The sequence below is a fragment of the Bradyrhizobium sp. SZCCHNRI3043 genome, from assembly GCF_032377735.1.
Lineage (GTDB): Bacteria > Pseudomonadota > Alphaproteobacteria > Rhizobiales > Xanthobacteraceae > Bradyrhizobium.
This window is the reverse complement of sequence record NZ_JAUHID010000016.1, coordinates 78,488-96,033: the sequence shown is the minus strand read 5'-3', so window position 1 is coordinate 96,033 and position 17,546 is coordinate 78,488. Positions and strand designations below refer to the sequence as shown.

The 17,546-nt window shown below is 66.5% G+C and carries 16 protein-coding genes; 12 read left to right on the top strand and 4 right to left on the bottom strand.

Annotation, left to right across the window (positions count from 1 at the left end):
* Nucleotides 1–103: 103 nt before the first annotated feature.
* The gene (locus QX124_RS25355) at nucleotides 104–910 is read right to left on the bottom strand and encodes an undecaprenyl-diphosphate phosphatase (RefSeq protein WP_315740364.1); all 807 of its coding nucleotides are present in this window, start codon (nucleotides 908–910) and stop codon (nucleotides 104–106) included.
* A gap of 357 nt (nucleotides 911–1,267) precedes the next feature.
* Between QX124_RS25355 and QX124_RS25350 the strand changes: the two genes are divergently transcribed.
* A complete protein-coding gene (locus tag QX124_RS25350) occupies nucleotides 1,268–1,960 on the top strand; it encodes a glutathione S-transferase family protein (RefSeq protein ID WP_315758183.1) in 693 nt (230 codons plus the stop codon).
* Nucleotides 1,909–3,093, top strand: coding sequence for a tRNA epoxyqueuosine(34) reductase QueG (gene queG / locus QX124_RS25345; RefSeq protein ID WP_315798627.1), 1,185 nt, complete (start codon nucleotides 1,909–1,911; stop codon nucleotides 3,091–3,093). The genes QX124_RS25350 and queG overlap by 52 nt, the downstream gene beginning before the upstream one ends.
* 11 nt (nucleotides 3,094–3,104) lie before the next feature.
* On the opposite strand, the gene QX124_RS25340 is transcribed toward queG, so the two are convergent.
* Nucleotides 3,105–3,890 (bottom strand): alpha/beta hydrolase, encoded by a 786-nt coding sequence (locus tag QX124_RS25340; protein WP_315798607.1) that lies wholly within the window; start codon nucleotides 3,888–3,890, stop codon nucleotides 3,105–3,107.
* Nucleotides 3,891–4,217: 327 nt separating this feature from the next.
* Between QX124_RS25340 and infC the strand changes: the two genes are divergently transcribed.
* The 8 genes from infC (at nucleotide 4,218) to QX124_RS25300 (ending at nucleotide 11,741) form a co-directional block, all read left to right on the top strand.
* A complete protein-coding gene (gene infC, locus QX124_RS25335) occupies nucleotides 4,218–4,757 on the top strand; it encodes a translation initiation factor IF-3 (RefSeq protein ID WP_315740503.1) in 540 nt (179 codons plus the stop codon).
* Nucleotides 4,758–5,163: 406 nt separating this feature from the next.
* Complete coding sequence (gene rpmI, locus QX124_RS25330; RefSeq protein WP_008539890.1) at nucleotides 5,164–5,364, top strand: 50S ribosomal protein L35; 201 nt, start codon at nucleotides 5,164–5,166, stop codon at nucleotides 5,362–5,364.
* 77 nt (nucleotides 5,365–5,441) lie between these two features.
* Entirely contained in the window at nucleotides 5,442–5,801 is a 360-nt protein-coding gene (gene rplT / locus QX124_RS25325; RefSeq protein WP_012040570.1) for a 50S ribosomal protein L20, read from the top strand.
* A 167-nt stretch (nucleotides 5,802–5,968) separates the two neighbouring features.
* Entirely contained in the window at nucleotides 5,969–7,051 is a 1,083-nt protein-coding gene (pheS, locus tag QX124_RS25320; protein WP_315798606.1) for a phenylalanine--tRNA ligase subunit alpha, read from the top strand.
* A 92-nt stretch (nucleotides 7,052–7,143) separates the two neighbouring features.
* A complete protein-coding gene (locus QX124_RS25315; RefSeq protein WP_315784924.1) occupies nucleotides 7,144–7,563 on the top strand; it encodes an endonuclease domain-containing protein in 420 nt (139 codons plus the stop codon).
* A gap of 18 nt (nucleotides 7,564–7,581) precedes the next feature.
* Nucleotides 7,582–9,990: a phenylalanine--tRNA ligase subunit beta gene (gene pheT, locus QX124_RS25310; RefSeq protein WP_315798605.1), complete on the top strand. Its 2,409-nt coding sequence runs from the start codon at nucleotides 7,582–7,584 to the stop codon at nucleotides 9,988–9,990.
* Entirely contained in the window at nucleotides 9,987–10,763 is a 777-nt protein-coding gene (locus QX124_RS25305; RefSeq protein WP_315740370.1) for a sulfite exporter TauE/SafE family protein, read from the top strand. Before pheT ends, QX124_RS25305 begins: the two co-directional genes overlap by 4 nt.
* A gap of 33 nt (nucleotides 10,764–10,796) precedes the next feature.
* Nucleotides 10,797–11,741 (top strand): MBL fold metallo-hydrolase, encoded by a 945-nt coding sequence (locus tag QX124_RS25300; protein ID WP_315798604.1) that lies wholly within the window; start codon nucleotides 10,797–10,799, stop codon nucleotides 11,739–11,741.
* A gap of 134 nt (nucleotides 11,742–11,875) precedes the next feature.
* Here the strand turns inward: QX124_RS25300 and QX124_RS25295 are convergent, their stop codons facing one another.
* Complete coding sequence (locus QX124_RS25295) at nucleotides 11,876–13,288, bottom strand: flavin monoamine oxidase family protein (RefSeq protein WP_315798603.1); 1,413 nt, start codon at nucleotides 13,286–13,288, stop codon at nucleotides 11,876–11,878.
* Nucleotides 13,289–13,480: 192 nt separating this feature from the next.
* Between QX124_RS25295 and QX124_RS25290 the strand changes: the two genes are divergently transcribed.
* Nucleotides 13,481–14,458: a YiiX/YebB-like N1pC/P60 family cysteine hydrolase gene (locus QX124_RS25290; RefSeq protein ID WP_315798602.1), complete on the top strand. Its 978-nt coding sequence runs from the start codon at nucleotides 13,481–13,483 to the stop codon at nucleotides 14,456–14,458.
* Nucleotides 14,459–14,474: 16 nt separating this feature from the next.
* Here the strand turns inward: QX124_RS25290 and QX124_RS25285 are convergent, their stop codons facing one another.
* A complete protein-coding gene (locus QX124_RS25285; protein ID WP_315716843.1) occupies nucleotides 14,475–14,750 on the bottom strand; it encodes a metal-sensitive transcriptional regulator in 276 nt (91 codons plus the stop codon).
* 47 nt (nucleotides 14,751–14,797) lie between these two features.
* Between QX124_RS25285 and QX124_RS25280 the strand changes: the two genes are divergently transcribed.
* Nucleotides 14,798–17,497 (top strand): heavy metal translocating P-type ATPase, encoded by a 2,700-nt coding sequence (locus QX124_RS25280; protein ID WP_315798601.1) that lies wholly within the window; start codon nucleotides 14,798–14,800, stop codon nucleotides 17,495–17,497.
* Nucleotides 17,498–17,546 lie beyond the last annotated feature (49 nt).

Genomic DNA, 17,546 nt, shown 5'->3' with positions numbered 1-17,546 from the left:
CTGTAGGGTGGGCAAAGCGAAGCGTGCCCACCACCTTGCTTTGGCATACTCGGTGAGAACGGTGGGCACGGCGCTGCGCGCCTTTGCCCACCCTACGCGATAACTACTTCCCCAGCGCCAGCGCGATCAGGCCCAGCGTGCCGACGATCACGCGCCACCAGGCAAACAGCACGAAGCCGTGGCGGGTGACGTAACCGAGGAAGGCCTTCACCACGATCATGGCGGTGATGAAGGAGACGACGAAGCCGATCGCGATGAGGCCGAGGTGATCGGACGTCATCTCGGCGCGGCTCTTGTAGAAGTCGTAGACGAAGGCGCCGACCATGGTCGGGATCGCCAGGAAGAAGGAGAACTCCGCGGCCGAGCGCTTGTCGCCGCCGAGCAGCATCGCCGCCACGATGGTGGCGCCGGAGCGCGACACGCCGGGGATCATGGCGAGGCACTGCGCGACGCCGATCCACAGATACATCATCAGCGGATAGCGCGTGGCGTCGTGCTCCCGCGGCTTGAGATCGATCTGATCGACCCACAGCAGGATGGCGCCGCCGACGATCAGCGAGAAGCACACGACCCAGGGATCGAACAGGAGCGCCTTGATGTACTTGCCGGCGATGAGGCCGATGATGACGGCGGGCAGGAAGGCGATCAGCACGCCGATGATGAAGCGGCGGTCGTCAGCGTTCGACATCGCGCCGATGGCGACGCGCGACAGCTTGAAGAAGTATAGCGCGACGATGGCGAGGATGGCGCCAAGCTGGATCAGGATCGCAAAACTCTTCCAGAAGCCCTCGTCGCCGAGCCCGAAGAAGCGCTCCGCCAGCAACAGATGGCCGGTCGAGGATACGGGAAGAAACTCGGTGACGCCCTCGATTATGCCGAGAAGCACCGCCCGCAGCGTATCTGACATCATTGATCGGATCCTGGATTGCCGGCAAAACGCGGCCCTTCTCGCCTATTCGGCTCCCGCCCGCAATTGCAAAAAGCGCTCGAACCGGCCACATCCGATGAATGAACCGGCGTGTGATCGGCCATGCGAATCAGAACGAGGCAATGCCGGACAGCGGATCGGGCGCGCTGATCGCTGTTCCCGAAAGCGCCGTTTCCCGCATGACCGCCCGTCGCCCTACTGCTTACACTTTCGCCGACCATGCGCTAATGGTCCGATTCGCGAGCGCACCCGCGCGCCGGTATCGGGACGAGGCGTCGGTGCGAACCGATGGTTGATTGTTCGTTAAGCGCCGTAGCCGCGGAATCGTCGAAAGGCTCCATGTACACGCTCTACCACCATCCCTTCTGCCCGCATTCACGCTTCGTCCGGCTGGTGCTCGGCGAATACGGGCTTGATCTGCGCCTGGTGGAGGAACGCGCCTGGGAGCGCCGCGAGGCGTTCCTCGTGCTCAATCCCGCGGCCACCACGCCGGTGCTGTCGGTCGAAGGCCTGCCGCCGGTGCCCGGTGTCGGCGTGATCGCCGAGTTCATCGACGAGACCTGCGGGCCCGAGATGGGCGATCGCCGGCTGATGCCGGCGTCGGCGGCCGAGCGCGTCGAGGTGCGCCGGCTGATGGACTGGTTCAACACCAAGTTCTTCGAGGAGGCCTCGAACCTGCTGGTCACCGAGCGCATCTACAAGCGCTTCATGAGCGAGGAGGATGGCGGCGGGCCGCCATCGACCGACGTGATTCGCGCCGCCAAGACCAATGTGCGCTATCATCTCGCCTATATCGGCTGGCTGGCGCAGCGGCGCAATTTCCTGGCCGGCGACCGGCTGACCTATGCCGACCTGGCCGCCGCCGCGCATCTGTCTGCGATCGACTATCTGGGCGACGTGCCATGGATCGAGGACGACGCAGCGAAGGCGTGGTACGCGCGGGTGAAGTCGCGGCCGTCGTTCCGGCCGCTGCTCTCCGACTGGCTGGCGGGCGTCCCGGCGTCGCGGACCTATGTGGACCTGGACTTCTGAGCGCAGATAGGCCCACGCCGGAGACGTTGAAGGCGGCGCTGGCCGCCGAGGCGCAACGGCTGGGCTTCGATGCCATCGGCATCACCGCCCCGGTCGTGAGCGCCGAGCGGGCCGCCGCGTTCGAACGCTTTCTCGCCGCCGGCCAGCACGGCGACATGGACTGGCTGGCGCGCGAGCCGTCCCGCCGCACCGATCCCACCACGTTGTGGTCGGAGGTCCGCAGCGTGGTCATGCTCGGCGTCAATTACGGCCCCGACGAGGATCCGCGCGCGGTCCTGTCCCAGCGCAGCAACGCTGCGATTTCGGTCTATGCCCGCGGCGACGACTATCACGACGTCATCAAGAAGAACCTCAAGACGCTCGCCCGCTGGCTGGTCGCACAGGCTGGTTGTGATGTGAAGGTGTTCGTCGACACCGCGGCCGTCATGGAGAAGCCGCTGGCCGAAGCGGCCGGGCTCGGCTGGCAGGGCAAGCACACCAATCTGGTGTCGCGCGGTTTCGGCTCCTGGCTGTTCCTCGGCGCCATCTACACCACGCTGGACCTGCCCGCCGATGCGCCGGAGCGCGATCATTGCGGCTCGTGCCGGGCCTGCCTCGACAGCTGCCCGACCGCGGCGTTCCCGGCCCCCTACAGTCTCGATGCGCGGCGCTGCATTTCGTATCTGACGATCGAGAACAAGGGGCCGATCCCGCGCGAGTTCCGCAGGGCGCTGGGCAACCGCATCTACGGCTGCGACGACTGCCTCGCCGCCTGCCCGTGGAACAAGTTCGCGCAAGCGGGGCGCGAGGCGAAGCTGGCAGCCCGCGAATCGCTGCGGTCCCCCGATCTCGCCGAGCTGGCTGCGCTCGACGACGCCGCGTTTCGCGCACTGTTCACGAAATCGCCGATCAAGCGCGTCGGCCGCGACCGCTTCCTGCGCAACGTGCTGATCGCGATCGGCAACTCCGGCGATGCGGCGCTGACGCCGTCAGCCGAGCGGCTGGCGACCGATCCGAGTCCGCTGGTGCGCGGTGCCGCCGCCTGGGCGCTCGCTTGGCTGCTCGACGAGGCTACTTACGCGCGGCGTGCGGAGGCGGCGCTGACGTCGGAGACCGACGAGAGCGTCCGCGCGGAATGGCAAGCCCGATGCTGAAGCGGGCCGCCTCAGCCCATCTCGCCGACGGCGGCCAGCATGCGCGCGATGTCCTGCGGACGCGACAGCCGGTGGTCGCCGTCCTGGATCATGGTCAGCACCACGTCTTCGGCCGGCAGTCGGTGGGTCAGTGCGAACGCGTGCTGCCAGGGGACGTCCGGGTCCTGCGCGCCCTGCAGGATGCGCACCGGGCAGCCGACCTTGATGGCACCGCCGAGCAGGAGATGATTGCGCCCGTCCTCGATCAGCGCCCTGGTGATGGGATAGGGCTCGCCATACTCCGACGGACGCATCCAGACGCCCTTGGTCTCGATCTCGGTCCGGACCGCCGACGGGAAGCCCTTCCACATCAGCTCCTCGGTGAAATCGGGCGCCGGGGCGATCAGGACCAGGCCAGCCAGCGTCGCCTCCGCCGGGTCCTTGAGCAGCTCGCGCGCCAGCAGCAGCGCCATCCAGCCGCCCATCGAGGAACCGATCACGACCTGCGGTCCGCGGCAGATTTGCCGGAACACCGCGACGCTCTCCTCGAGCCAGCGGCCGATGGTGCCGTCGACGAAGCGGCCGCCGGATTCACCATGACCGGAATAGTCGAAACGGACGCAGGCGCGGCCGCGCTCGGCGGCCCAGGCGTCGAGCGCCAGCGCCTTGGTGCCTTTCATGTCGGAATTGAAGCCACCGAGCCAGAACAGCCCGGGCGGGCGGCCTGGCCGCGCCCGCACCGCGATCCGGCGCGACGATTCGCCTGCGCCGACGGTGACGAAGACGGGCGTATCGGCATTTTCTGCAGCAGGGTTCATGGATCGTTACTCGATTTCGGGGGCTGTGTGGGCGAACCAGCCGGTCGCGTCAATCCGCTCGACCGGGCGCTGCCGCTTGCGAAAGGGCCCCGCGCACTCTATGTCCGCCAGCGGAGACACGAGGCCTCGAAAGTGCGGTTTTGATCGCCATTCTTGGCCATGCGGTCTCTTTGGGGGAATGCACGGCCGCGCCGAAGTCCTGCGCGTGCGACGCAAGAGCCATGACGGCCGGATGTTAATTCGACGCACGGGACGCCAGCTGTCTTGCCCGCGAGGGCATCTTCCTTCAAAATAGTCGCCTTCTTCCACAACCTTGGAGAACTACCCATTCGCCGCCCCAATCGAGCCCCGCCCGCTGCCGTCAAAGACGGGCCGCGCACAAATGATGAGATTCGCAATGCGCAGATCCAGCTGATCGATTCAGAAGGTACCAACCGCGGCACTGTCGAGACCGTGGTTGCGATCAAGATGGCCGCTGATGCCGGCATGGATCTGGTCGAGATTTCGCCGAACAACAATCCTCCCGTCTGTAAGATCATGGACTACGGGAAGTACAAGTATTCGGCGCAGAAGAAGGCCGCCGAGGCCCGCAAGAAGCAGAAGGTCGTCGAGATCAAGGAGATCAAGCTCCGCCCGATGATCGATGATCACGACTACGACGTGAAGATGCGGGCGATGCAGCGCTTCTTCGAAGAGGGCGACAAGGTCAAGATCACACTGCGCTATCGCGGCCGCGAAATGGCGCACCAGGAGATCGGCACCAAGCTGCTCGACAAGGTCAAGTCCGACGTCGCGGCTTTCGCCAAGGTCGAGCAGGACGCGCGGTTCGAGGGACGCCAGGTGGTCATGGTTCTGGCCCCGCGCTAGTCGCCAGCCACCGACGCACCAAACCGAGCCCGCCACACGTCTGGCGGGCTTTTCTCTTGAGGCCCCCGTCAGAACCGCTCTTTGCGGGCGCGGATCAGGGCCGGTGCTGGTGGCCGAGGGCCGCCCTGGGATACCTGTACCCGCGGCTCGCATGTCGGCTGACCATGTCGGCTGACCATGGCTCGGACGAGCCGATTCGGCGGTTCAGCGTTGCCAAGAGCCACCGTCTCTGGCATAAGCGCGGCCTTCGTCGCCCGGCTGATCAAGGGCTGCCGTGGCGATGTCCCTGTGCGGGTGGATCCTTGTTTGGACCCAATACCTGAGCACAACCAACGCTCTAACGAGCATTTTCGCCTGATGGCGCCGCTTTAGCGGGCGGCTTGCCGTTGGCATGAAGGAGAGCCAAATGCCCAAGCTGAAGACCAAATCCGGCGCCAAAAAGCGCTTCAAGGTGACTGCCACCGGCAAAGTGATGCACGCCCAGCGCGGCAAGCGCCACGGCATGATCAAGCGGACGAAGAAGCAGATCCGGCAGCTGCGCGGCACCCGCGTGCTGTTCAAGACCGACGGCGACAACGTCAAGAAGTACTTCTTGCCGAACGCCTGACCGGCCTCTCGCTTCCGAAACCCTGGCCGCCTCCAAGCCGCGGCTGATCGTCATCTCTGAATCCAAGGATACCCGGCATGTCTCGCGTCAAACGCGGTGTGACCGCCCACGCCAAGCACAAGAAAGTCTTCAAGGCCGCCAAGGGCTATTACGGCCGCCGCAAGAACACGATCCGCACCGCCAAGCAGGCCGTCGAGAAGGCCGGCCAGTATGCGTTCCGCGATCGCAAGCGCAAGAAGCGCACCTTCCGCGCGCTCTGGATCCAGCGCCTGAACGCCGCGGTGCGCCCGTTCGAGCTGACCTACAGCCGATTTATCGATGGCCTGTCCAAGTCCGGCATCACCGTCGACCGCAAGGTGCTGTCGGATCTCGCGATCAACGAGCCCGCCGCGTTCCAGGCGATCGTTGAGAAGGCCAAGGCGGCGCTCGCCGCCTGATCGCCTCCGCATCGCGAGGATTTCAAAAGCGGCCGATGATCTCGGCCGCTTTTTGCTATCCGGCGCAATACAAGGCTTTGCTCGCCGGCTTTGCTTGCCCGCTTTCACTTGACCCGTGTCGCCCGCGCGGCGACAACCCAGCCGCCTTTTCCGCGGAGAATTTGCCCGTGTCGGACCTCGCCTCGCTCGAAACCTCGATCCTCGACCAGATCGCCACCGCCGGCGACGAAGCCGCGCTGGAAGCCGTGCGCGTCGCCACCCTCGGCAAGAAGGGCTCGATCTCGGCGCTGCTGGCGACGCTCGGCAAGATGTCGCCGGACGAGCGCAAGACTCAAGGCGCGGCAATCAACCTCGCCAAGGACAAGGTCACGCAGGCGCTCGCCGCACGGCGCGAGGTGCTGAAATCGGCCGCGCTGGATGCGCGCCTCGCCGCCGAGACCATCGACGTCACCCTGCCGCTGCAGGACGCGCCGGTCGAGACCGGGCGCATCCATCCGCTCAGCCAGGTGATGGACGAGCTCACCACGATCTTCGCCGACATGGGCTTTGCGATCGCCGAGGGCCCCGACGTCGAGACCGACGACTACAACTTCACCAAGCTGAACTTCCCGGAAGGCCATCCGGCGCGGGAGATGCACGACACGTTCTTCTTCAATCCAAAGCCGGACGGCTCGCGCATGCTGCTGCGGACCCACACCTCGCCGGTGCAGGTGCGGACCATGCTGAGCCAGAAGCCGCCGATCCGCGTCATCTGCCCGGGCCGTACCTACCGCATCGATTCGGATGCGACCCACACGCCGCAATTCCACCAGGTCGAGGGCCTCGTCATCGACAAGGGCTCGCATCTCGGCCACCTCAAATGGATCCTGCACGAGTTCTGCAAGGCGTTCTTCGAGGTCGACCACATCAACATGAAGTTCCGGCCGTCGTTCTTCCCGTTCACCGAGCCGTCGCTCGAGGTCGACATCCAGTGCCGCCGCGACAAGGGCGAGATCCGCTTCGGCGAGGGCGAGGACTGGCTGGAGATTCTCGGCTGCGGCATGGTGCACCCGAACGTGCTGCGCGCCTGTGGCATCGATCCCGACGAGTACCAGGGTTTTGCCTGGGGCATGGGCATCGACCGCATCGCGATGCTGAAATACGGCATGAGCGACCTGCGCCAATTGTTCGAAGGCGACGTCCGTTGGCTGTCCCATTACGGCTTCAAGCCGCTCGATGTGCCGACCTTGGCGGGAGGGCTGAGCGCGTGATCCGTCTCGACCTCTCCGCACGGGTGGTCGGACTCCCTCTCCCGCTTGCGGGGGAGGGCTGGGGTGGGGGTCTCTCCGCGCAGGAGGCGTCGATGGACGACGACAAGCCCACCTGGACAGTCGCGCCGAAGCTTCGATCAAACGCACGGGCCCTCCGCCAGAACGCGACGGATGCCGAGCGCATCTTGTGGTCGGAGCTGCGCGGCCATCGCCTGCTCGGCGCAGGCTTTCGTCGTCAGGCACCGATCGACCGCTACATCGTCGACTTTGTCTGCCACGCGGCACGTCTGGTGATCGAGCTCGATGGCGGACAGCATTTCTCGACAGAGGGCGAGCAGCGCGACGCTGCGCGCTCAGCTGTGATCGAAGCCAAAGGATTTCATGTCCTGCGCTTTGCCAACAACGACGTACTGGCCAATCGCGCCGGCGTTCTTGAAACCGTTGCCGCTGCCGTTGCGGCGAGAGCCCCCACCCTGACCCTCCCCCGCAAGCGGGGGAGGGAACAGGACTGACTTCGCAGGAACGCTGCCATGAAATTCACCTTGTCCTGGCTGAAGGACCATCTCGACACAGACGAGTCGGTCGAAACGCTCGCCAACAAGCTCACGATGATCGGCCTCGAGGTCGAGCATCTCGAGGACAAAGCGAAGCTGCTCGCGCCCTATCGAATCGCGCGCGTCGTTTCCGCCGAGCAGCACCCGAACGCCGACCGCTTACGCGTCTGCATGGTCGACACCGGTGACGGTGGCGCGCCGGTGCAGGTGGTGTGCGGTGCGCCGAACGCGCGCGCGGGTCTGGTCTCGGTGTTCTCGCCACCCGGCACCTACATCCCCGGCAAGAACATCACGCTCTCGGTCGGCACGATCCGCGGCGTCGAGAGCCGTGGCATGCTGTGCTCCGCGGCCGAGCTGCAGATTTCCGACGATCACGACGGCATCATGGAGCTGCCGGAGGATGCGCCGATCGGCACTCCTTACGCGGAGTGGGCCGGCCTCGGCGATCCCATGTTCGAGATCAACCTGACGCCGAACCGCCAGGACTGCACCGGCGTGCACGGCATCGCCCGCGACCTCGCCGCCGCCGACATGGGCAAGCTGAAGGACCCCGGCATCAAGCCGGCGAAGGGCGAGCTCCCCTGCCCGGTGAAGGTCACGGTCGAGGACGAGAAGCTTTGTCCGGGCTTCGCGCTGCGACTGGTGCGCGGCGTCAAGAACGGCCCGTCGCCGAAGTGGCTGCAGCAGCGCCTCACATCGATCGGCCTGCGCCCGATCAACGCGCTGGTCGACATCACCAACTACATGACCTTCGACCGCGCGCGTCCGCTGCACGTGTTCGACGCCAAGAAGGTGAAGGGCAATCTGGTCGTCCGCCGCGCGCGTGACGGCGAGACCCTGCTCGCGCTCGACGGCCGGACCTACACGCTCGACCATTCGATGTGCGTCATCGCCGACGATTCCGGCGTCGAATCGCTCGCCGGCATCATGGGCGGCGAAACCTCCGGCTGCGACGAAGGCACCACCGACGTGCTGATCGAATCGGCGCTGTGGAACGAGATCAACATCGCCCAGACCGGCCGCAAGCTCGGCATCAATTCCGACGCGCGCTACCGCTTCGAGCGCGGCGTCGATCCGGCCTTCATGGTGCCGGGCCTGGAGATGGCGACCAGGCTCGTGCTCGAGCTTTGCGGCGGCACGCCGTCGGAGACCATCGTCGTCGGCAATCCGTTTGGTGATGACCGTATCATCGATTTCCCACTGACCGAGGTGAAGCGGCTGGCGGGCATCGAGGTGCCGCTGACTGAGATGCGGCGGATCCTGACGCATCTCGGCTTCGTGGTCGCCGGCAACGGCCCGGTCGTGAAGGTCGCGGTGCCCTCCTGGCGCAGCGACGTGCATGGCAAGGCCGACCTCGTCGAGGAGGTCGTGCGCATCGTCGGCGTCGACAAGGTGCCGATGACGCCGTTCGAGCGCGGCGATGCCCCGCGCAAGCCGGTGCTGACGCCGATCCAGCTGCGCACCCGGCGCGCCAAGCGCGCGCTGGCGGCGCGCGGCATGGTCGAGGCCGTGACCTGGTCGTTCATTTCCAAGCCGGCGGCCGAGCTGTTCGGCGGCGGCAAGGCCGAGCTCGCGCTTGCGAACCCGATTGCCGCCGATCTCTCCGACATGCGGCCGAGCCTGCTGCCGGGACTGATCGCAACCGTGCAGGCCAACGCCGATCGTGGCTTCGGCGATGCCGCGATCTTCGAGGTCGGGCAGATCTTCAAGGGCGATGGCCCCGCGGACCAGCTCATGGCAGCGAGCGGCATCCGCCGTGGCGTCGCGTCGGCGAAGGGTCTCGGCCGACATTGGACGGGATCGCAAGCGGCGAGCGCTTACGACGCGAAGGCCGATGCACTCGCCGTGCTGGCGGCCGCCGGCGCGCCGATGGCGTCGCTGCAGATCGTCGCCGGCGGCCCCGCCTGGATGCATCCGGGACGCTCCGGCACGATCCAGATGGGACCGCAGAACGTGCTCGGCCATTTCGGCGAGCTGCATCCGCGCACGCTCGAGGCGCTGAAAGCCGACGGGCCGCTCGTCGCCTTCGAGGTGATCCTGGATCGCATTCCGGCCGCCAAGGCGAAGCCGACGCGCGCCAAGGCGGTGCTGGAGCTGTCCGCATTCCAGCCGGTGTCGCGCGACTTCGCCTTCATCGTCGATCGCAAGGTCAAGGCCGGCGATATCGTGCGCGCCGCGCAGGGCGTCGACAAGAAGCTGATCACCGATGTCGCCGTGTTCGACGTCTACGAGGGCAAGGGCATCGAGGACGGCAAGAAGTCGGTAGCGATCGCCGTCACCCTGCAGCCGCGCGAGAGGACGATGACGGACGAGGAGATCGACGCCGTCACGGCAAAGATCACGGCCGACGTTGGCAAGAAGACCGGCGGCACGTTGCGCGGATGAGCCTGTCCGGGCTCATCCCTGCCGATCTCAGCCTGTTCGCGGCGGTCGCGCTGGCGATCGTCGCTTTCATCGCCGCAACCGCGCGCGGCTTCTCCGGCTTCGGCGCGGCGCTGATCTTCATGCCGCTCGCGAGCAGCTTTGCGACGCCCCGTCTGGTCGCGCCGCTGCTGCTGGTGATCGACTTCGTATCGATGGCCCCAATGGTGGCGCCGGCCTGGCGTGAGGCCGACCGCAAGGCCACCGCCGTGATCGTCGCGGGTGCGTTGGTCGGCGTGCCCGTGGGCACCTATTTCCTCAGCCGGCTGGACCCTGTCACCGTACGCTGGATCATCACCGGTTTCGTGATCGCGCTGCTTGCGCTGCTGCTGTCCGGCTGGCGCTATCGCGGCAGGGAGTACACCGCGCTGTCGGTCGCTGTCGGCTATATCTCCGGATTCTGCAGCGGACTGGCGCAGACCGGGGGCCCGCCGATCGTCGGCTACTGGCTGGGACGCCCGATCCCGCCAAAGATCGCGCGAGCGAATATCGTGCTGTTCTTCGGCGCATCGGACTTCTTCGCCATGGTGAGCTACGCAATGAGCGGGCTGATCACCTGGGATTCGCTGAAGCTTTCGCTGCTGATCGGTCCGGTCTACGCGCTTGGTGTCGCGTTCGGCGCGTCGCTGTTCGGCCGTGCCAGCGAGCAGGTGTTTCGCGCCATCTGCTATGCGCTGATCGCAATCGCCGTGATCGCCGGCCTGCCGGCCCTCGACGGCGTGCTCGGGCGGGGTTAGCCTTCCTGCAACGAAGCAGACAGGGAGGCCACCGTGATCCATCGGCGAACAATGCTCAAGCTCGCGCTGGGAACGGCCGGCGCCATCGCGGCGCCCGCGGCGTTCGCGCAAGGCGCAAAGACCGGCACGCGGATCGTCTTCCTCGGCACCAAGGGCGGCCCACGCGTCGGCGTGGGCGCTTCGAATCCGGCCAATCTCGTCGTCGTCAACGGCACGCCGTTCGTGATCGATTGCGGCATGGGCGTCAGCCGTCAGCTCGTCAATGCGGGCGTTCCGATCCCGTCGGTCAAGTACATCCTGATCAGCCACCACCATTCCGATCACAATCTCGAATACGGCAACCTGTTCTACAACGCCTGGGCCGCGGGATTGTCGACGCCGATCCAGTCGTTCGGACCAAAGGGCCTGGAGGCGATGACCAGGAGCTTCTGGGAAACTAACAAGTTCGACGTCGACACCCGCATCGCGGACGAAGGCCGGCCAGATCCGCGGCCACTCCTGGTCTCGAAGGATATCGACGCGGACGGCGTCGTGCTGAAGACGGCGGACGTGACGGTAACCGCGTTCCGCACGCCACATCCGCCGATCACCGACAACTTCGCGTACAAGTTCGAGACGCCCGACGGCACGATCGTGTTCTCGAGCGACACGGCCTATAACCCGAAGCTTGCAGAGTTTGCCAAGGGCGCCGATGTGCTCGTGCATGAATGCCTCTATGTGCCCGCGGTCGATCGGCTGGTCGCCAAGACGAAGAACGGCTCGACGCTGAAGAAGCACCTGCTCGACAGTCACACGACCACGGAAGACGTCGGACGCATCGCCGCGGCTGCAGGCGTGAAAGTGCTGGCGCTCAGCCACTTCGTACCCGGTGATGATCCCGAAGTGACGGACGAGGACTGGACGCGGGACGTCAAGAAGAACTACACGGGCCGCATCGTGGTCGCGAAAGACCTGATGGAATTGAAGCTGCCTGTGTAGCCAAGGCGTGCTTCAATCGGCAGCTCGCCTGCATCAGCCGTAGGGTGGGCAAAGGCGCAGCCGTGCCATTTCAACGCTTGAGATCGCAGTTGCGCCGTGCCCACCATCTTGCTGATGAGTTTGCGGATCGACGGTCAATCCTCCGGCGAGGCCGAGCGCACCTTGCCGCGACGGCGCGGTCGTTGCCGCTCACTGCTCGGCTCCGGCTCGGCGTCCTTGATCGCGCCGATCCGGCGCAGCGCGGCTTCCGCGGCGCGCTCGCCGGAGTCCCAGGCGCCGTCGACCGTGCCCCACAGCGTTTCGTGCGTGGCCTCGCCGGCCAGGAACAGCGGGCCCAACGGTTCGCCGAGAATTTTGCGGGCGCCCTGGCTGCCGGGCGTGGCCGCCGACATCGCGCCGAGCACGCCCGACACCTGGTTCCAGCGCGTGGCTGCTGACGACTTCACCGCTGCGGCGGCTTCACTTCCAAACAGCTTGCCGATCCACTCCCTGGCGAAGTCGGCCATCGCCGCCTCGCCCTGCACTGATAGTTCGCGGCCGAAGGCGCCGGCAACATCGACGGTACAAAGCGACGATCCACCGATATTGGCAAGCAGCAGACCCGTGCGGTTGGAATTGCTCTGCTCGATGATGACCTCGTCCCGCGACAGGCCGAGCGGATTGCCCGCCAGCATCAGCGCAATGTGATCATAGCTGCCGAGGCTGAGCTTGGCGGCGGCGTCGAGCTGCCGCTTCGGCAGCTCGGGCACGAACTTGATGGCGCCTGATGTCAGCACGTTGGTCGACACCGTGAGGATGATGGCGCGCGTCGCGATTCGCCCCGCCGGCGTTTCCACCGCGACGTCGCGGTTGGTCCACACGACGCGCGTTGCCGGAGTCGACAGCGATGACGGCAACGATTCGCCGAGCTTGGCGAGGAACGTGCCCAGCCCCTGCCGGCAGGCCAGCGGAGCGCTGCGACCCTGTGCGCGCGCCTTGTCCATCGCGGAGAGATCGGCGAGATCCTTTCCGGTCGCGCTGGCGCCGAGCACGAACGCGGTGGTGCTGGTCCAGTCGCCCAGATCTTTCGGCAGCGCCGCGGCGCAGGAGGTATCGAGCTTGCCGCGCGCCGCCTCGTCGATGGCGCGATTGGCGCGCACCAGCCCGGCCAGGAACTGCTCGGTCTCGCCGGGCCGCGCATTGCGCCGGCCGACCCGGATCTTCTGCCCGACGGGAGCCGCGACGAGATCGAGTCCGACGCCGCGCGCGAGCCTTCCGATGGGATTGCTGTCGGCGCTGAGCAGCCAGCGGGCGCCGCGATCGAACGGCACGCCGAAGGTGGCGACATCCGTGCTGCAGCGACCGCCGATCTGCGGCGCGGCCTCCAGCACCACGACCTTGCGGTTGGCGGCCACGATCCGGCGGGCCGCGGCGATTCCCGCCGCACCCGCCCCGATCACGACAATGTCAGCCTCGCGCGGAACAGCCGCCTGCGCGGCGCGGCCTGAGATGGGCAGCGCGGCCAGCGCCGCGGAAGCGGAGAGGAAGCCGCGGCGCGTGAAGTTCATGACATGGTTTCCGAAAGCTTTGAACGAAACGAATACCGACCGAATTTGCCGTATCTGCCGCGCTGCGGCAACCGGGATGGTAAACGCGATACCGTGCGGACTGCTTCGACTATGAACCAAATTGCAACCGCAATCGACCATCATGGAAGAAGGGAAAAGCCGGCGACCGGCCAAGGTCGCCCGGGGAGCGTTATGGGTATCGTGCTCGACCAGATCGGCAAGCTGATTGCCGCCTATCTCCAGAAGGAGATCCCCGGCTATGAGCCGTTCACGCCGAGCGATCCGGACTACCTGCGCAAGGACGTCCAGCCCGGCGACGTGCTGTTGGTCGAGGGCAACAGCCGCATCTCCGGCATCATCAAATATCTCACGCAATCGACCTGGTCGCACGCCGCGCTCTATGTCGGCCCCATCGATGGCGCCGTCGAGCCCGACGGGGAGCCGCATGTGCTGGTCGAAGCCTATGTCGGCGACGGCGTGATCTCGGCGCCGCTGTCGAAATACTTCGCCTATCATACCCGCGTGTGCCGTCCGGTCGGCCTGACCTATGAGGACCGGCACACGGTGTGCCGCTACGCCATCAATCGCATCGGCTTCGGCTACGACACCAAGAACATCATCGACCTGATGCGCTATCTGATCCCGATGCCGGTTCCGCAACGCTGGCGGCGGCGTATGATCGCGCTGGGTTCGGGCGATCCGACCAAGATGATCTGCTCGGCGCTGATCGCGCAGGCGTTCGACGCGGTCCGCTATCCGATCCTGCCGAAGATCACGCGGGCCCCCTCACGGCGCGCCAAGCGCGAGATCCTGCACATCCGCGATTCGTCGCTCTACATGCCGCGCGACTTCGACATCTCGCCCTATTTCGATATCATCAAGCCGACCATCGTCAATGGATTCGACTACACGACGCTGCACTGGGCCGACAAGCAGAAGCCGCTCGCGGAGGTAGCGGGCGAGTTCGCCGTGTTTCCAGGCTCCGTCACAGCGCCGCCGCTCGTTCCTGAGGCGGCTGACGAAGAGGCGGCGCAGCCGGTTCCGGCTGAGGAAATGATGATCGAGGAAGTCAGCGAACGGCTCGTCGTCAACGAGCACTACCTCGTCACCGAGCCGGTGCGGCAGGTCGCGCCGCGCGCGGCTGCCCGACGGCGCAAGGTCGCGATTTGATCGTCATCCATTCTGCTCAGCGATCCGACCGGCCGATCACGTCCATCAGCTCCGCGATCTTCTGCCGCTGATCGGCCTTGTCGCCGGAAGCGATCGCGTGCTCGACGCAATGCGCGACGTGGTCGCGCAGGATCTCCTCCTCGACCCGGCGCAGCGCCGCCCTCACGGCGGAGATCTGGGTCACGATGTCGATGCAGTAGCGGTTGTCCTCGACCATCTTCGACAAGCCCCTGACCTGCCCTTCGATCCGGCTCAAACGTTTCTGACAGGATGTCTTGATGTCCTCGCGCATGGGGCCTATATACCCCTACAGGGTATAGGTTTCAAGAGGCTTGGGCGATGTCGGAAACCAAACACGAGCATGGTGGCGCGGCCGCCGGCGAGGGCGGATGCGGCTGTGGATCGCACGCGCGCGCGGTGGAAACCGGACACAACCAAGCATCCGCGGACAACTGTTGCAGCGATCGTGCCGGCGCGGCGCCTGACGGCGATTCGGGGGCCTGCTGCGGCGGCTCGGACCACGCTGCGCCTGAACCGGCGAAGGTGACGGATCCGGTCTGCGGCATGTCGGTCGATCCCGCGACCTCGACGCATCGCTTCGAGCATCAGGGACACACCTTCCATTTCTGCTCGGCCGGCTGCCGCACCAAGTTCGCGGCTGATCCCGCCAAGTATCTCGCAGCCGCCGCTGCACCGGCAGCCGCGCAGTCGTGCTGTGGCGGTCATGAGCACCATGCGCATCAGCATGACCAGGCAAAGGTCATCGACCCCGTCTGCGGCATGAGCGTCGATCCCGCGACCTCGAAGCATCGCCTCGAGCACGAGGGTCACACCTTCCATTTCTGCTCGGCCGGCTGCCGCACCAAGTTCGCGGCTGATCCCGACAAATATCGCGGCGAACGCGAGCCGCCGCCCGCGATGCCGGCGGGGACGATCTACACCTGCCCGATGCATCCCGAGATCCGGCAGGTGGGCCCGGGCACCTGCCCGATCTGCGGCATGGCGCTGGAGCCCGACGTCATCAGCCTCGACGACGCGCCCAATCCCGAGCTCGCCGACATGACACGGCGATTCTGGATCGGCACCTTGCTCGCCGCTCCCGTCGTCGTGCTCGAGATGGGCGGCCACCTCCTCGGCGGCCATGGCTTTGTCGATCCGATGTTGTCGAACTGGATCCAGCTCGCGCTGGCGACACCAGTCGTGCTGTGGGCCGGCTGGCCGTTCTTTGTCCGCGGCTGGCAATCGGTCCAGACCCGCAATCTCAACATGTTCACCCTGATCGCCATGGGCACGGGCGTCGCCTATGTCTACAGCGTGGTCGCGACCCTGGCGCCGCAGGCGTTTCCGCCGGCGTTCCGCGGCCACGGCGGCGCGGTCGCGGTGTATTTCGAGGCGGCCGCCGTGATCACCGTTCTCGTCCTGCTCGGCCAGGTGCTGGAGCTGCGCGCGCGCGACGCGACGTCGGGCGCGATCAAGGCGCTGCTGCAGCTGGCGCCGAAGACGGCGCGGCGGCTCGACACCGACGGCAACGACCACGAGGTGGAGATCGCCGAGCTCGCGGTCGGCGATCGCCTGCGCGTGCGTCCCGGCGAGAAGGTGCCGGTCGACGGCATCATTCTCGAAGGCCGCTCCTCGCTCGACGAATCGCTGGTGACGGGCGAGTCGATGCCCGTGACCAAGGCCGAAAGCGAGCGCGTCATCGCCGGCACCTTGAACCAGACCGGCAGCTTCGTGATGCGCGCCGACAAGGTCGGCCGCGAGACCCTGCTGTCGCAGATCGTGCAGATGGTCGCCGACGCGCAGCGCTCGCGCGCGCCGATCCAGCGCCTCGCCGACCAGGTCGCGGGCTGGTTCGTGCCGATGGTGATCGCTGCTGCCATTGCCGCCTTCGTCGCGTGGTACGCGTTCGGTCCCGAGCCGCGCTTCGCCTTCGGCCTCGTCGCCGCCGTGAGCGTGCTGATCATCGCCTGTCCCTGCGCACTCGGTCTCGCGACGCCGATGTCGATCATGGTCGGCGTCGGTCGCGGCGCCCAGGCCGGCGTGCTGATCAAGAGCGCCGAGGCGCTGGAGCGGATGGAGAAGGTCGATACGCTGGTCGTCGACAAGACCGGCACCTTGACCGAGGGCAAGCCGAAGGTGACGGCGATCGTCACCGCCGATGGTTTCGACGAGACCGAGGCGCTGCGGCTCGCGGCAAGCGTAGAGCGCGCCAGCGAACATCCCCTCGCCGCGGCCGTCGTCCGTCATGCCACCGAGCGCAACATCAAGCTCGCCGACGTCAAGGGCTTCGACGCGCCGACCGGCAAGGGCGCCCGCGGCGAGGTCGAAGGCAAAGCCATCGTGCTCGGCACCGCCACCTACCTGGCCTCACTCGGCATCATCACCGATACGCTGGGCGTCGAGAGCAAGCGGCTGCGCAGCGAAGGCGCCACCGTGATCACGATGGCCGTCGACGGCAAGCCAGCTGCGCTGTTTGCGATCGCCGATCCGGTCAAGGCCTCGACGCCGGAGGCGCTGAAGGCCCTCGCGGCCGACGGCATCAAGGTGATCATGCTGACCGGCGACAACCGCACCACGGCCACCGCGGTCGCGCGCAAGATCGGCATCACCGAGGTCGAGGCCGAGGTGCTGCCCGAGCAGAAGAGCGCGGTGGTCGCGCGTCTGCGCGCCAGCGGCAAGATCGTCGCGATGGCCGGCGACGGCGTCAACGATGCGCCGGCGCTCGCCGCGGCCGACGTCGGCATCGCCATGGGCACCGGCACCGACGTCGCCATGGAGAGCGCCGGCATTACGCTTCTCCAGGGCGACCTCGGCGGTATCGCGCGGGCGCGAAAGCTGTCGGCGGCGACGATGCGCAACATCCGACAGAACCTGTTCTTCGCGTTCATCTACAACGCCGCCGGCATCCCGATCGCCGCGGGCGTCCTCTATCCCCTGTTCGGCATCCTGCTGTCGCCGATCATCGCCGCCGCCGCGATGTCGCTGTCGTCGGTCAGCGTGGTCGGCAACGCGCTGCGACTGCGGGCGACCGAACTTTGATACGATGCCGGCGGACTTGCCGAAGCCCGCCGGCATGTCTACCTCTGCC